This is a genomic window from Massilimicrobiota sp. SW1139, from assembly GCF_012027715.1.
Lineage (GTDB): Bacteria > Bacillota_I > Bacilli_A > Erysipelotrichales > Coprobacillaceae > Allocoprobacillus > Allocoprobacillus merdigallinarum.
On sequence record NZ_SJOR01000013.1, the window covers coordinates 1 to 16,007 of the forward strand.

General features: G+C 31.0%; 15 protein-coding genes. 2 read left to right on the top strand and 13 right to left on the bottom strand.

The features are described 5' to 3' along the window. From E0K96_RS08055 to E0K96_RS08080, 6 genes are all read right to left on the bottom strand, one after another. Window positions 1-993: aldo/keto reductase (locus tag E0K96_RS08055; RefSeq protein WP_168082452.1), on the bottom strand; the 993-nt coding region annotated here is incomplete at its 3' end. A gap of 123 nt (window positions 994-1,116) precedes the next feature. Continuing rightward, entirely contained in the window at window positions 1,117-1,779 is a 663-nt protein-coding gene (locus E0K96_RS08060; protein ID WP_087303938.1) for a GTP pyrophosphokinase, read from the bottom strand. 14 nt (window positions 1,780-1,793) lie between these two features. Beyond that, window positions 1,794-3,173 carry an MATE family efflux transporter gene (locus tag E0K96_RS08065; RefSeq protein ID WP_087303937.1) on the bottom strand — a complete coding sequence of 460 codons (1,380 nt, stop codon included), beginning with the start codon at window positions 3,171-3,173 and terminating at the stop codon, window positions 1,794-1,796. Continuing rightward, the gene (locus tag E0K96_RS08070) at window positions 3,170-3,619 is read right to left on the bottom strand and encodes a MarR family winged helix-turn-helix transcriptional regulator (RefSeq protein ID WP_168082453.1); all 450 of its coding nucleotides are present in this window, start codon (window positions 3,617-3,619) and stop codon (window positions 3,170-3,172) included. The genes E0K96_RS08065 and E0K96_RS08070 overlap by 4 nt, the downstream gene beginning before the upstream one ends. A gap of 93 nt (window positions 3,620-3,712) precedes the next feature. Beyond that, window positions 3,713-5,458: a M3 family oligoendopeptidase gene (locus tag E0K96_RS08075; RefSeq protein ID WP_168082454.1), complete on the bottom strand. Its 1,746-nt coding sequence runs from the start codon at window positions 5,456-5,458 to the stop codon at window positions 3,713-3,715. 77 nt (window positions 5,459-5,535) lie between these two features. Continuing rightward, the gene (locus tag E0K96_RS08080) at window positions 5,536-6,450 is read right to left on the bottom strand and encodes a helix-turn-helix domain-containing protein (protein WP_087244471.1); all 915 of its coding nucleotides are present in this window, start codon (window positions 6,448-6,450) and stop codon (window positions 5,536-5,538) included. Window positions 6,451-7,055: 605 nt separating this feature from the next. Here E0K96_RS08080 and E0K96_RS08085 point away from each other — a divergent pair. Continuing rightward, entirely contained in the window at window positions 7,056-8,813 is a 1,758-nt protein-coding gene (locus E0K96_RS08085; RefSeq protein ID WP_168082455.1) for an aminopeptidase P family protein, read from the top strand. Between the two features lie 33 nt (window positions 8,814-8,846). Here E0K96_RS08085 and E0K96_RS08090 read toward each other — a convergent pair whose 3' ends face one another. From E0K96_RS08090 to E0K96_RS08105, 4 genes are all read right to left on the bottom strand, one after another. Continuing rightward, window positions 8,847-10,292 carry a 6-phospho-beta-glucosidase gene (locus tag E0K96_RS08090; RefSeq protein WP_087244469.1) on the bottom strand — a complete coding sequence of 482 codons (1,446 nt, stop codon included), beginning with the start codon at window positions 10,290-10,292 and terminating at the stop codon, window positions 8,847-8,849. Window positions 10,293-10,370: 78 nt separating this feature from the next. Next, window positions 10,371-10,658 carry a DUF1905 domain-containing protein gene (locus E0K96_RS08095; protein ID WP_168082456.1) on the bottom strand — a complete coding sequence of 96 codons (288 nt, stop codon included), beginning with the start codon at window positions 10,656-10,658 and terminating at the stop codon, window positions 10,371-10,373. Continuing rightward, window positions 10,655-11,803, bottom strand: coding sequence for an AI-2E family transporter (locus tag E0K96_RS08100; RefSeq protein WP_168082457.1), 1,149 nt, complete (start codon window positions 11,801-11,803; stop codon window positions 10,655-10,657). Before E0K96_RS08100 ends, E0K96_RS08095 begins: the two co-directional genes overlap by 4 nt. A 43-nt stretch (window positions 11,804-11,846) precedes the next feature. Continuing rightward, window positions 11,847-12,329, bottom strand: a complete 483-nt coding sequence (locus E0K96_RS08105; RefSeq protein ID WP_087296928.1) for a QueT transporter family protein — start codon at window positions 12,327-12,329, stop codon at window positions 11,847-11,849. Between the two features lie 112 nt (window positions 12,330-12,441). On the opposite strand from E0K96_RS08105, the gene E0K96_RS08110 reads away from it, so the two are divergent. Further along, window positions 12,442-13,257 (top strand): HAD family hydrolase, encoded by an 816-nt coding sequence (locus E0K96_RS08110; protein WP_168082458.1) that lies wholly within the window; start codon window positions 12,442-12,444, stop codon window positions 13,255-13,257. A gap of 18 nt (window positions 13,258-13,275) precedes the next feature. Here E0K96_RS08110 and E0K96_RS08115 read toward each other — a convergent pair whose 3' ends face one another. The 3 genes from E0K96_RS08115 to E0K96_RS08125 form a co-directional block, all read right to left on the bottom strand. Then, a complete protein-coding gene (locus E0K96_RS08115) occupies window positions 13,276-13,962 on the bottom strand; it encodes a LiaF transmembrane domain-containing protein (protein WP_168082459.1) in 687 nt (228 codons plus the stop codon). A 1-nt stretch (window position 13,963) separates the two neighbouring features. Then, on the bottom strand, window positions 13,964-14,419 hold the full coding sequence (locus E0K96_RS08120; protein ID WP_087244463.1) for a LytTR family DNA-binding domain-containing protein: 456 nt from the start codon (window positions 14,417-14,419) through the stop codon (window positions 13,964-13,966). A 136-nt stretch (window positions 14,420-14,555) separates the two neighbouring features. Beyond that, complete coding sequence (locus E0K96_RS08125) at window positions 14,556-16,004, bottom strand: glycoside hydrolase family 1 protein (RefSeq protein ID WP_168082460.1); 1,449 nt, start codon at window positions 16,002-16,004, stop codon at window positions 14,556-14,558. Window positions 16,005-16,007 lie beyond the last annotated feature (3 nt).

Consider the following 16,007-nt stretch of genomic DNA (forward strand, 5'->3'; position numbering starts at 1 on the left):
AACACCCGCTTTTTCAATCGCTTTTAAATCTGCTTCTTCATCAATACAATGAATAAAACCAAAATCTATATAATCCGTCTGCAACATTTCTAACTGCCATTGAATAGATTGTTTGATCTTATCTAAATTTGTTGTCCATCCATATTCACCTGTTTCATAATTAGCTCCAAAATGAATCTGTAAATAAACTTTTTCTCTTTGTCCTTTGATAGCCTGACCAATTGCCTGAAATGTTTTAGCATGTCCACTTGCTAAATCTAGATAATTCACACCTTGAGCAATAGCTTCTTGAATCGTCGCAATGATTTCTTCATCATTTGATTCTCCAAGTGAACTGGTTCCTAAACCAATCACACTAATTTTTTCATTTCCATGTGGTAATTGTCTATATTCCATGGATTTCAACTCCTTTGCATATAAATAAATTGTAAAATCATCATCTCTTCGATACTGATCTAATCGTTTCATTTGATGATGATCATAAAATTCATAAGAACAGCTTGTATCGGTATACAAAATATAATGGGAACAGTTTTCTTTTTTAAATAAATATTCTGCATACTCATAAAGCTTCGTTCCTAATCCCTGATGCTGATATGTTTCATCAACCATAAATAAAACAATCTCACCATCATAGTTTTGATGCATCTTGGGTAATAACTGTTCACAGTTTTGATGATAGTTTTGCATCATTTGACGATAGGAAGAAATCAAATGGAAATCATCATGTTGATGATAGAGATTATTCTGATATTCTTTTGGAATCAGAATTTTATCTTTTTTAGCTAAAGATAATGCTAAAAAGCCAACAATACGCTGTTGTCTGGTTGCTATAAATAAATCTGTGGAATGTAATAAAACATCATAAAAATATTCTTGTGAGAAAATCATACCATTTTTTAAACTTTTAAACATGCGATCTAATTTCCAGACCTGACAGATCATTTCTACAATTCTTGATGTCTCTTTCCATTGAAATCTTTCTATTTGCATAATGCCACCACAACTTTCATCTTTATTTTATATCAACCCTTTCTTCTCTTCAAATACTTATATTTCATATTCAATCATGCTTATAAAGCATAATAATAAAAGAATCACTTATAAAAGCGATTCTTATTCTAAATATTCTTTAATTGAACTCATTTTATCATCTAAATCATTACACATCTGTGCACATTCCAATAACTGATAAGCTATATAACTTTCTTTATCGTCATCAATGACTTTTTTATATCTCAATTTATGTTCTAGACTGGCCCAAAAATCCATCGCTAAAGTACGGAACTGAACTTCGACTTTCACCCATTTTTTCTCATTCTCTAAAAAAATCGGAACTTCAATAATCAAATGTAAACTACGATAACCATTGGCTTTAGGATTTTGAATATAGTCTTTTTTCTTGACCAAACGAATATCATCTTGTTGTAATAAACATTGAGCCAAATGATAGATATCCTGTTTAAATGAACAGACAACACGTAAGCCCGCAATATCATAAAGATATTTTTCCATTGTTTCAACATTAATCGGATAACCTTTTAACTTCAGTTTCTTTGTAATACTTGCATTAGATTTTAAGCGAGAGTGAATAGATTCAATAGGATTACGGTCATAACAAAGAGAAAGTTCTTCATTTAAAACTCTAAATTTTGTTTCTACTTCCATGATGGCACAACGATAATAAGCCATCATTTGTTTAAGTGGCAGAATTTCTTCCTGCCACTCATTGCTCATCACTTCATCAATAAATGCATCTTTAAACTGTTCAATAATCATGTAACTTTCCTTTCTTATGATTGTTTTGTTTGCATTTCTTTCATCTTATTTTTCATTTCAAAATAGAACATTGTTGATGTTGTTAAAACAGCAATTGTATCAGCAATAGGTTCTGCTAAAAAGACTGCAAAAACTTGATCTGATATAAACATAGGTAAAATATAAATCAAAGGAATTAAAACCAAGATTTTTCTAAAGACTGCCAAAAATGCACTCTTTTTTGAATTTCCAAAGGCGATAAATGTCTGTTGACATGAAATTTGGATACCCATTAATAAGACTCCAGCCATATAAATTCTTAATGCCCAAATTGTGATTTCTGTTAATTGTGGATCACTTGTAAAAATCGCAACAAATAAACTTGGGAAAATCATAATCAATAACCATAGTATAGATGAATATGAAAAACATGAAATCGTTTGAAGTTTAAATGCTTTTTGAACACGATCACCTTGTTTAGCACCATAGTTATAGCTGATGATTGGTTGTCCACCTTGTGTTAAACCTTGTAATGGTAACATGGCAAATTGCATAACACTTGATAAGATTGTCATAGCGCCAACAGCTAAATCCCCACCATATTTTAATAATGATGAGTTAAAGCATAATACCAAAACACTTTCAGTGGCCTGCATTGCAAAAGGAGCAACACCTAAAGCAATACATGGTAATAAAATATGAAAATTGATTTTTAAATTTTCTCTTTTTAATTTTAAAATCGTATTTTTTCCTGATAAGAACCAGAATGCCCAAATGGCACTTAAAGCCTGTGACATGACTGTCGCAACTGCTGCACCTTGTACCCCCATATTCAATCCAAAAATGAAAATAGGGTCTAAAACAATATTTGCGACAGCTCCAATAACAACAGTTAACATACTGATTTTTGAAAATCCTTGTGCTGATATAAAGGCATTTAACCCTAATGTCAATTGTACAAAGATTGTTCCAATCGCATAAATAGTCATATAATCCATGGCATAACCAATTGTATTTTCACTCGCTCCAAAAAGATATAATAATGGTTCTTGAAAAATCAAAACCAAAACTGTCAATAAAACGGCAATAATCATGAGTGATGTTGTACAGTTACCTAAAATTTTTTCAGCCGTATCATTGTCTTTTTTCCCCATGAAGATACTAGCTCGTGGTGCTCCTCCCATACCAAATAAGTATGCAAAAGCAGAAATAATCATGATAATAGGAAAACAGACTCCTACCCCTGTTAAAGCTGCAGAACCAACTTCTGGAATATGTCCTATATACATACGATCGACCATGTTATATAAAGCATTGACAACCTGCGATGTAATAGCTGGTACAGCCAAAATAAACAATAAATGTCCTACGGGTTCTCTTCCCAAATCGACTTCCTGTGACATTTTTAATTTCATAGACATACCTCCTCATTTTTTTCTTTAAAGTGATCTCTTATTTTTATTAGCGTTTCTTCCATTTTTTGAATATCTTCTTTTGGAATTTCTGATAAAATATCTTCATTAATTTTTCGAATTTCTTTTTTTAAAATCTTTATCTCCTCAATTGCATCGGCTGTTAAATAAATATGTTGAATACGTCGATCAGTGACATCACTTTCTATACGAATCAGCTCTTTTTTCACCAAGCTTTCTACACTACGACTAATGAGTCCCTTAGAAACTCCTAAAAAGACATTTAACTGTGTACTTGTTGTAATACTTGGATTATTTGATAATAAAATTAAGATATTCATTTCATTAGGTGATAATTTCAAATCTTTTAATCTCTCATTTAAAACACGTGCATAATACTTTCTAATCTGTATTGAATAATCTAATAATGTTTCAATGTTCATTTTCATATCTCACCTCATTAGTTTACTTGTATATTGTTTACAACTAAACAATATACTCTTATTTTATGAAAATTGCAACAAAAAAGGTGTAACATTTCGTTACACCAATTGCTTTAATAACTTTTCAAATAAATCAATATCATCTTTTATCATATCAATAGAATTTTGCCAGAATGCTGGATCCTGTAAATCAATACCAACACTCTTACCCACATCTTCTAAACTCATTTTTCCCGTTAATGATAAGAAATGTTCATACGTATCAGCAAATGTAGCACCTTGTTTTTGATATAAACCATATAATCCTTTTGCAAGTAATAAACCAAATGCATAAGGAAAATTATAAAACGCATAATCAGCTTCATAATAATGTGGTTTCCATGTCCACATATAGGGATGTAAGTAACGATGATCCAAACCATGACCATAGGCTTCTTTTTGAGCTTCTAACATTAAATCCTTGATTTCTTCAACACTTAATGGTCCTTCTTGACGCTTTTCAATCAATCGACTTTCAAACAAGTAACGTGAATAAATATCCACAATCACCTGTGCACAATCACAGAGTTCATTTTCTAAAATAAACAATTTGTCTTTTGCATCAGCAGATTTGAGCGCTGCCTTTTTGATGATTGTCTCGCAAAATGTCGAAGCCGTTTCAGCAATAGGCATTGGATAGTCAGCATTTAAAGCTGTCTGTGTATTTAAACATTCACCATGAAATCCATGTCCAAGTTCATGACCTAAAGTAATAGTATCACCAAACTCATTTCCATAATTTAATAAGAAACGACTTTCCTGAACACAATGTAAATTATGACAGAAAGCCCCTCCAACTTTTCCCGTTCTTGGATAAACATCAATCCATTGATTTTCAATAGCCTTCTTGGCATAATCTCCTAAATGCTTTGAAAAAGTATAAAACTGTTCTACAACAAATTGACTACCTTTTTCAAAAGGATAAGACATATCACTTTCTACAATTGGAGCATATAATTCATACCAAGGCAATCCATCCGTATAACCTAACGCTTGAGCCTTTAATTGGAAATATCTTTCAAACATAGGTAAAGCTTTTTTCATTGTAGAAATCAAAACATCCAATGTCTTTTGTGACATTCTGGAATCTATCAAAGTACGCTGTAAAACAGAATCATAACCTCGAAGATTGGCACTTGTTATGGCTTCACCTTTAATTGCATTCAAAGCACTCGCAACACCTTGTTCTACTTGTAAATAAGATGCTATCTCGGCTTCATATGCTTTCTTTCTCACCTCTTTATCCTTTGAATAAGCCATATTTAAAACTTCTGTCAAAGGATACTCCTTACCATCCATGGATACTTTCATAGAAGCAATTAACTGATCTTTATATTTCAACCAGGCACTTGAGCCAGTTGTTTTCATTTGTGCCAAAATCTTTTCTCCCTCATCACTTAATAAATAACGATTATGTTCTTGTGTTTCTTTTAAAACAAAAAGATGTTCTTGAATATAAGAATCTTGAATATGATTCAAATCAAACTGACCAATCCAACGATCAATTTTTGCCTGTGCATCTGCAAAACTTGCTAAAAGATTTTCAATAACAGATGAATATTTCAAAGCATCCTGATTCGTTGTATCACTACTCATTGTCAATGATATAAAAGCATATATTTTTTCTACCAGATCCGAAAATTGATTGGATTGTTCTAAATATGACTTTAAATTGTCTTCTGTTTTTTCCTTTTGAGAATATTCCTGCATATCCTCTAACATATGTGTTAATGTTTCAATATCATTTAAAAATGATTGATCTTGAAAAGATAAATATAATTGATCTAAATTCCAACGTTTCTCCATAATAACCTCCTTACTTATATTCATTATATACTTTTTTCGTATTTTTTAATACAAAAAGAAGATGACTTACATCTTCTTTACTTACGATGAATCAAATAATCAATACCTAATGAAATAAAAGCAGTGATTGGAAAAATAATCCATCCTGGATGCCACCAGTTCCATGTCAATCCCATCACACAATATAGCATTGCTGCTAGAGGCATTGTGATTCCAAAAATACTACTTTGCTGCTTTTGAATTTGTTTATCCTTAACATACTCTTTATTATGAACAAGGAATTTATACACACCATCTAAAATTCCATAATAAATAAAGAAGAAAACAGCAATCGCAACACATAACATAAATTGAGCAGGTATCCATTGTGAGTTGACAAAATGTGTTTCTGTTAATAACGCCACACATGCAAGTGAAACAATGATCAATAAAACACTACCAGCAACAGCTAAAGTCAAATGAGAGTGAAATTGATGATATTGTTCCTGTAACTCTTGTAAATCACTAAAACTCATTTTTATTTCCTGATCTTCAATATTCTGATATGGATTTTTAGAAAGAGCAGCTACCATGATGACAAAAATACTTATACCAATAATGATTAAGAAACCAAAACCACTCCATGTTTCATAAGGTGTATTTGAACATAAAATAGGAATGAGAAGTCCCAAAATCATGAATGATACAGATAATGCCATTTTTAATGCAAAACTTTTTTTGATTTGTATATAGTCGTCTATTTTTTGTTTTGACATTAAATAATAAGAAGTATCTGTTTTTTGAAAAGAATCATCATAATCTTCTTTTAATAAATAATCTAAACTCACTTGAAACAATTCGCTTATTAAAATTATCTTTTCCATCTCTGGATATCCATTTTGCGATTCCCATTTACTGACTGCCTGTCTTGATACATTTAATTGATAGGCTAAATCTTCCTGAGATAAACCTTTTTCTTTTCTTAATTGTTGTAACTTTTCTCCAAAACTCATATATCTCACCTCTTGTCTTAAGCATAGTCAAAATCAGCTCTATAAACCACCAACCTAGAGTTGTTTTTTGTCAACTAGAAGTTGCAAATAAGGGTTGCTACTTTATTTTAACATATTTTAACTCACAAAAATGTAAAGATTGCTTCAAACTCTTATAGATTAAAAAAATAAGTCCTCAAATCATCAAAGAGATATATTCTTTTTATTATCATCTAACTGTCCTATTATAGTTAATAAATCTATGATAGATTCATTTTATTTGATACTTACCCACACCTAATACATAGATATTGCATATTTTTATAATCAATAAATTATGCATTTTGCATTTTTTTAATATAAAATAAAATGTATTTTGCATTTTTTTATATCATTTCATGATATTTTGCTTATTATTTTCAGTCATAGTGACTTCATTAATCAATTTATTGCATCTTTTTTACGCTTATTTTCCTATATAACAGAGTAGAAATGATCTTTATAAACCACTAATCTAAGATTGTTTTTATCAACAATAAGCTACAAATAAGGATTACTATCTTTTTTAACACATTTTTACTTACAAAATGTAAAGATTGTGCTAAAGTATTATAGGGGTGTTCATAATGATAAAGGATTTTCAACAATTATTAAAAGATAAAAATATTCAATTTTATATTGTTCCTACTGATGATGATCATCAGTCTGAAACTGTAGGTGACTATTATCAGGCACGTGCTTATTTAAGTGGCTTTACTGGTAGTGCTGGAACATTACTTGTGATGCAAGATGAAGCTTATCTTTGGACTGATGGGCGTTATTTCATTCAGGCAGCTAAGGAATTATACGAAGGTATTACATTAATGAAAATGGGACAAAAAGGTGTCCCTACACTATTAGAATTTCTTATCCAACATATTCAAGAACATGATAAGATTGCTTTTGATGGTCAAACAATGGCTTGTCAATTTATTCTTGATTTGAAAAAACAGCTTAAAATTGATGACTATCAAATAGAGTGTGTTGATCTTATGCAGGAATTTTGGAAAGATAGACCTCAAAGATCATGTGAAAAAGCTTTTCTTTATGATATTCAATATCATGGATTATCAACTCATAAAAAGATTGAAAAGATTTTAGACTACATGAAAGATCATAACTGTCAATCACATTTAATAACAACACTTGATGATATAGCTTGGATTTTTAATATCAGAGGAAATGATATTCCATGTTCTCCAACTGTCTTAGCGTTTGCTTTAATTACATTGGATCAGTCATATTTATACCTTCAAAAAGGAAGTTATGACTTAGATATGGTAAAAGCATTACAACAAGAAAACGTCCTTGTGAAAGATTATCAGGATATTTATCAGGATGCTCAGGAATTAAAAGGTCGTGTTTTACTCAGTACCAACCATATTAATTATGCTTTATTCCAATGCTTAAACTGTGAAATTGTTGACAAAATGAATCCATCTCAAATGTTGAAGGCTATTAAAAACGAAGTTGAAATTGAAAATTCAAAACATGCTCATATCAAAGATGGTGTTGCCATGACAAAATTCATGTATTGGCTAAAAAATAATTATGGAAAAATTGATATGGATGAGATGAGTGTTTCTGATAAAGTCTTAGAATTGAGACAACAACAGGATTTATTTATTGAACCAAGTTTTACAACAATTTGTGCTTGGAAAGACAATGCCGCTTTAATGCATTATCATCCAACATCTACACAATTTACAAAGATTGATCAAGATGGCATGCTATTGATTGACAGTGGTGGACAATATATGGATGGAACAACAGATATTACAAGAACATTCGTATTAGGACAGATTACAGATATCCAAAAGAAACATTTTACTATGGTCTTACAAGGGATGTTAGCCTTACAAAATGCACATTTCTTACATGGATGTACAGGACAAAGTCTAGATATTCTAGCCAGAGGACCAATGTGGGATGAAGATATTGATTATCAATGCGGTACTGGACACGGTGTTGGTCATTTATTAAATGTTCATGAAGGACCACAGAGCTTCCGTTATAAATTGCGTTCTATGTCTGAAAATGTCATTTTAGAACCAGGAATGAATATTACTGATGAACCAGGTATTTATTTAGAAGGACAATATGGTATTCGTATTGAAAATGAATTATTATGTGTCAAAGGTCATGAAAATGAATATGGACAATTCTTACATTTTGAACCATTAACATTTGTACCTATTGATTTAGATGCTATTGATGTCAATATGTTAAGTCAAAAAGAAAAGAACTGGCTTAACCACTATCATCTAGAAGTTTATGAAAAAATTTCTCCATATTTAAATGATGAAGAAAAACAATGGTTAAAAGAATATACAAAAACCATTTAAAAACACAGGTCACATTTTGACCTGTGTTTTCTTCTAATCTAAATCTTCTCCATTTGTTTCAATCACATGTTTATACCAATAGAATGATTTCTTCTTAGCTCTTGAAAAATCTCCTTCATGTGCATTATTATAATTGACATAGATAAATCCATAACGTTTATCATATTCACCTGTAGAAGCTGAAACAATATCAATTGGTGCCCACATCGTATATCCTAATAAATCAACACCATCATAATCAACAGCTTCTTTCATAGCTGCAATATGAGCAGCTAAATAATCAATACGATATTGATCATCTACAACATATTCATCATTATCATCAATATATTTATCATAAGCTCCAAAACCATTTTCAACAATCATCATAGGAAGTTCAAAACGATCATTAAACCAGTTGAGACACCATCTTAAACCAACTGGATCAATTTGCCATCCCCAATCACTAGCTTTTAAGTATGTATTTCTGACATAGTCTTCTTCAGAGAAATCAAATGAACGACCAAATCTTCCAGTATATTTTGTCGCATAGCTCATATAATAAGAGAATCCTATATAATCTACACATCCTTCAGCCAATGCTTTTTCATCTTCTGGTAAGATAAAGTTATCATATCCTTTTCTTTCAAATTTCTTTAATAAGTGTTTAGGATAATGTCCTCTGGCATGAACTTCTACATACCAATATTTTTGATGCATTGCTTGTTGTGCATTTAAAACATCTTCAGGATTGCATGTTGCTGGATAAACAGCATTCATACCAATCATACATCCAACTTTTGCATCAGGATCAATTTCATGTGCCGCTTTCACTGCCAATGCACTGGCAACTAATTCGTGATGTGCTGATTTATACATCATATATTCAATATCGTCACCTTCTTTAACAAGAACTGCACCTTCTTGAGCAAGATGATGTGCCCCCATTGATATTAACTCAGCCTGATTATTGATTTCATTAAAAGTCATCCAATATTTAACTTTTCCTTTATATCTTTCAAAACAAACTTTGGCATATTTCACAAAGAAATCAATACATCTACGATCCATAAACCCATTATACTTTTCAGCTAAATGATATGGCATTTCAAAGTGTGATAAAGTCACAATTGGTTCAATTCCTAAACGATGCATTTCATCAAATAAATCATCATAAAATTTTAATCCTTCTTCATTAGGTTGTTCATCATCACCATTTGGAAAAATTCTTGTCCATGCGATAGAAGTTCTAAAAGCTTTAAATCCCATCTCTGCCATTAAAGCTAAATCTTCTTTATAATGATGATAGAAATCAATACCTACATGATTGGGATAATCTTCACCATCAATAACACCATTTGTAATTCTTCTTGCAACACCATTAGATCCTGCTGTCATCACATCAGCAATACTAACACCTTTTCCTCCTTCATTCCATGCTCCTTCAGCTTGATGGGCAGCAATCGCTCCACCCCATAAAAAATCTTTTCTAAATCCCATTTTTTAATTACCTCCATTTCTATTTTTTATTATACTACAAAATAGCTTTGAAAAAAGAATATTTCATATAATAAAAGATTATTTTTCTCTCTTTTCAACCACCACATGAACAGAATCACCAGGTTGCTTGTTTAATTGTTTTCTAATAGATTTCAACATCCCAATAATATAACAGATTTGACCATATTCATCTTTCACTCCCATATTGACAATACTTCCATCATAGGGAACACCATCAAATGTGACATGAACTTTCATTCTTCCTTTTCCATATAATTGTCTTATATCATAGGGACAAATCACATAAGCACCATCTCGATCCTCTACTTTATGAATCATGGCATCAAATTCAAATAAGTGACTCATTCAACAATCTCCTCTTGTTTTTTGGTTAAATTTCTTTTCACTTCTAAACGATAATTCGTCCATCTTCTCAATAACTCATAAATAACTGAGAAAGTTGGTAATCCAAAAACCATTCCTGGTATACCAAACAATCCGCCACCAACACTGACTGCAAATAACACCCATAAAGCTGATAAACCAACTGAATTTCCTACAACATGTGGATAGATTAAATTGGATTCAAACTGTTGTAATAGGGTACTGAAAACAAGAAAAATCAATGCTTTCACAGGTGATACAAATAATATTAATGCTGAAGATATCACTGCCCCAATAATAGGTCCAAAATATGGAATAATATTTGTAAAACCAATGACAATAGCCGCAATAGACGCATAAGGAATATCTAAAATCATACAACCAATATAACACAATACGCCAATGATAATTGATTCTGTTAATTGTCCAGCCAAGAAATTTTCAAAAGTTGTTCCTGTTAATTTGACAACTTCGCTGATATACTGATAATGTTGATCATTGAATAAAGCATGTGCAAATTTTTTCACCTGTCTGATCAGTTTATCTTTAGAGAAAATCATATAGATAGCCATGACAAATCCCATAAAAATATTAATGACACTTGTTGTGATATGGGAAACACCTGAAGCAATATTAGGTGCCCAAGCCGTTAAAGTAGAAATGAATGTTTGAGCAAAACGTGTTTGAAATTCATTGATTTTATCAAGAAGATCTGGTGATAAACGAATTTCTTCAAACACATAATTCAACCATTTTTCAGCCTGCGCAAAAATACTAGGTAAATTATCTATCAATGTTCTTACATTTTCTATAACTTGTGGCACAACAACCATAACAACAAGTAATAATACTAATAAAATAAGTAACACTGATAAAATCGCTGAAACAACTCTACGTTTTTTCTTATTTTGTATAGCTAGTTTCTTTTCAAAAAACTTCATTGGAATATTAAAGATAAAAGCCAGAATAAAACCTATAATAAATGGTTGAATAATATTTAATAATTCCCCCAAATATTGAAAAATACTTTCAAAATAAATCACCCCTAAAACAAGTAAAGCGGCATAACTCAAAATAATTAATATATTTTTTAATGTCAAATCACGTACTTTTATGGATGTTTTCAAATCAATCACCTCATTTTTATTTTATATTGTCATTATGAACTCTTTATTTATCTTCCATAATATATTTTTGCATCAAAGATGGATTCTTTTCTAAGAATTTAAACACAAAGACACCTATCAATAATACAATCAGTTCTCCTATAAACACATACATAGCATTTATAAAAAATGGTAAATCCAATAAAAAATATAACTCTGCACCAACAATAATCCCATTAAACAAAGCACCTAAAAAAGCTCCTAGAAATAAGTTAGAAATCATTGTCAATGATAGACAAGTTATAAGTGATGCTAGTGTACCAAATATGACATCATAAATGCCTAATGGAGAAAACGCATTAGCCAACATGCATCCTACAAGTAATCCCGGAATATAGCGACGATTATAAAAAGCTAAGAAAATCAATATTTCAGATAATCTTAACTGAATTGCACCATAAGAAAAAGCAGAACATACCAAAGTGAAAACAGCATATATACAGGCTATCATTGCATTTATCGCAACTATTTGTATTTTTCTTTTCATATCTCAACCTCACTTCTTTATTCATTATACCATATTTTTATATTTCTTAAAAAAAAGCTTTTCATTTATTCTTCCATTAATTAAACTATATTTAAAGATAGGAGGAATCATTATGACAACGCTTTATGTTTCTGATTTAGATGGTACACTTTTAAATTCCAATCAGACATTATCTCCCTTTACCATCCAGACAATCAATCAGCTTGTTAGTGATGGTATGTTATTTTCTTATGCAACAGCCAGATCTTATCGGACAGCTAAGAAAGTCACACAAGGATTACAGGCGCCTTTTCCTTTAATTGTTTATAATGGTGCATGTATGAGAGATAATGTATCAGGTGAGATCTTATTATCACATTGTTTCCAAGAAGATATTCATCTGCTTTTAGATCATTTTTTAAACAATCATCTTTATCCTATTGTCTATGCGTTTATTGATGGTGAAGAAAAATTTTCTTTTATTCCAGAAAAATGCACACCCGGGATGCTTGAATTTATTGAGTCTAGAAAAGGTGATCCACGTATCAGAATCATCCATCATCCCAAAGACTTTTATGTTGGTCAAATTTTTTATGTCACATTGATTGATGAAACAGATAAGCTCAAACCGTTTTATGAATATTATCAAAAACAATATCATTGTTTATTCCAAAAAGATATTTATACAAATCAACAATGGCTTGAAATTATGCCTCAAGGAACATCTAAAGCACATGCTATTGAACAATTAAAACATATTTATCATTATGATCGTCTTGTTGTTTTTGGAGATGGAGAAAATGATATTGAGATGTTTCAGTTAGCTGATGAAGCCTATGCAGTAGATAATGCACATGAAAAATTAAAAGCGATTGCTACTCAAATCATCCCTTCCAATGATCAAGATGGGGTTGCTCAATTTTTAAAAAAGACATATCAAAAGCTATAATATGATTTCACATTATAGCTATACATAGATAATCTTCACTTCAGATAAATTTATTTTTCCTTTTAAAATCATTGTATGTTCAACAATATTATGATCAAACATTTCCATATCAATATATGATAGTACACTATCTGTACAATTCTTCACTTTCCATGTCTTTGGAATATAAAGTTCTAACATGGCACAGCTCATATAAAGATAACAATTGATCTCCTGTCCTTTTATATCAGCCTGATCAAAATAAATCTTCATCATTCCTGCTCTATTGGTAATGGTTATATCTTCCATATTTTGTGAGTCAATATAACGAATACAGCTTCCAAAGCTTTCTTTAATATCAACATGCCCATCTTTTACAGTTTTTTTATCTTGAATATCCTGTGCGTAATGGGTATGTTTTTTTGATGCTGGAAATAATATATGACAACCTATACTTGCTAATAAGGCAGCTATTAAGACTGTCCAAGGCGTAATGGCTTCTAAACCAAGTGGCTCATCATAAATGATGATTAAAAACGCTATTGAAAACAAGAATCCTGTTGCACGTTTATGTAATAAACTAGATAAAGCAGATACACCAAAAAAAACTGTCAGTAATAAAGTCCATATACTCATATGTATATTCACAAGACCTAATTGTGTCACAATCAATAAGACTGCCAAAGCAATAAACAAAACACCCCAAAACATTTTACTTTTTTTCATCTTATAACCTCTTTTCCTCTAATCTTATTTTTAGTGGTTTATAATAATGTCTAGATACATACACTTGCTTATGTGTATCTTCAAATTCAATAAGACATGGACTAGATATTGTTTTATGAATAGCATATATTTTCTTGACATTCAAAATAGTCGACTTTGATATTCTCATAAAGTTTCCTGGTAACATTTCTTCAAGTTCATACAGTTTATACTTAATCTGATACATATCATTTTTGGTATGGGCATGAATATGATGATCACTGGTTTCAAAAAATAAAATATCGTCCAATGATAAATAATATTCTACTTGACCTTTATAAAAAATCATTGTTTTTGAACTTTTAGACATATCATGAATCACTTCTTGTATGCGTTGCACTTTTTCATTCAAAGATGGAGCTTTAATAACCACTTCTTCTTCCTGTAAACTCTCATCTATTTCTATTTTGACCTTCATATCTAATCTCCTTTGATATCTTTACTATAATAAGAAATACCAAAAAAGTAAATACTCCTAGCCTAAGTGGTTCATATGTCAAAGTAAGTGGTCAAAAAAAGGTATGTATCATGAAATGATATATACCTTCTTCATCCTATAATTCTTCACCGTTTGTTTCGATGACTTTTTTATACCAATAATAAGAATCCTTTGGAATTCTATTCAATGTTCCAGAATTTTCATCTTCTTCTCTATCAACATATACAAATCCATAACGTTTTTGATATCCATTTAACCAGCTTAATAAATCAGTATATGACCATGTACAATAAGCCAAAACTCGACATCCATCATCAATAGCTTTCTTTAATTCTTCAATATGTGCTTTTAAATAAGCAATACGATATGGATCATGAACCTGTCCATCTTCAACCTTATCAAAAGCTCCTAAACCATTTTCAGAAATAACAACAGGTAAATCATAACGTGAAGTAATATCACGACAGCACATTCTGATTCCCATTGGATCTATTGTCCAATCCCAATCTGTTGTTGGTAAGAAATCATTTGCTGGATTCTTATATAATCCCGGTACACCTTGAACTTGAGCTGTTCCTTTTTCACCGGTGTTGTTCATTGTATTTGTCATACCAACACCATTGATGTCATTATATTCAGCAACACATGTCTGATAATAATTCACACCCATAAAGTCAACTAATGCAGCAGCTTTTTTCAAAATGTCTTCATCGCCATCTTCCATTTGTGGAGTGACTCCTTGACTTTCTAAATATGCCCAAGCACTTCTTGGATAACGTCCATAAGCATAAACATCCATCCACCAATAATTTTGTAAATCATCATAATCAGCTTTAGCCATCGCATTTTCAGGTTTTCTATCATATGCATAACATGGACTGTAAGCAAATGAAGCACCAACTTTGGCGTCAGGATACATTTCTTTTAAAGCCAAAACTGTCTTTGCATGTGCCATATTAGCATGATGGTTAACCTGATAGAATGTTTTCATATCGTTTTCTTTTCCTGGTGGATGCATTCCTTTTAACCATCCAAATGATGTAAAGATATTTTGTTCGTTCATTGTAATCCAGTATTTGACACGATCACCATATCTTTTGAAAAGTGTTGTTGCATAGTTTACATAATCATCAACAATCTGACGACTTTCCCAACCATGATATTGATCTTCTAAAGCTTGAGGCATATCCCAATGATAAACTGTCACCATAGGTTCAATGCCATATTTTAATAATTCATTAATTAAATCATCATAGAATTGAAGTCCTGCTTCATTCACTTCACCATTTCCATTTGGGTAGATTCTTGTCCAGGCAATAGAGAAACGATACGTTTTTAATCCCATTTCTGCCATTAATTTAACATCTTCCTTGTAACGATGATAATGGTCAACAGCTTTATCTCCTGTTGTTGCTTTAAAAGTTTTTCCTGGAATTCTTACAAACTTATCCCAATTGGAAACACCTTTTCCATCTGCATCCCATCCACCTTCTACCTGATAGGCAGCAGATGCACTTCCCCATAAAAAGTCTTGAGGGAAACCTTTTGATTTTTCAAAATACATATA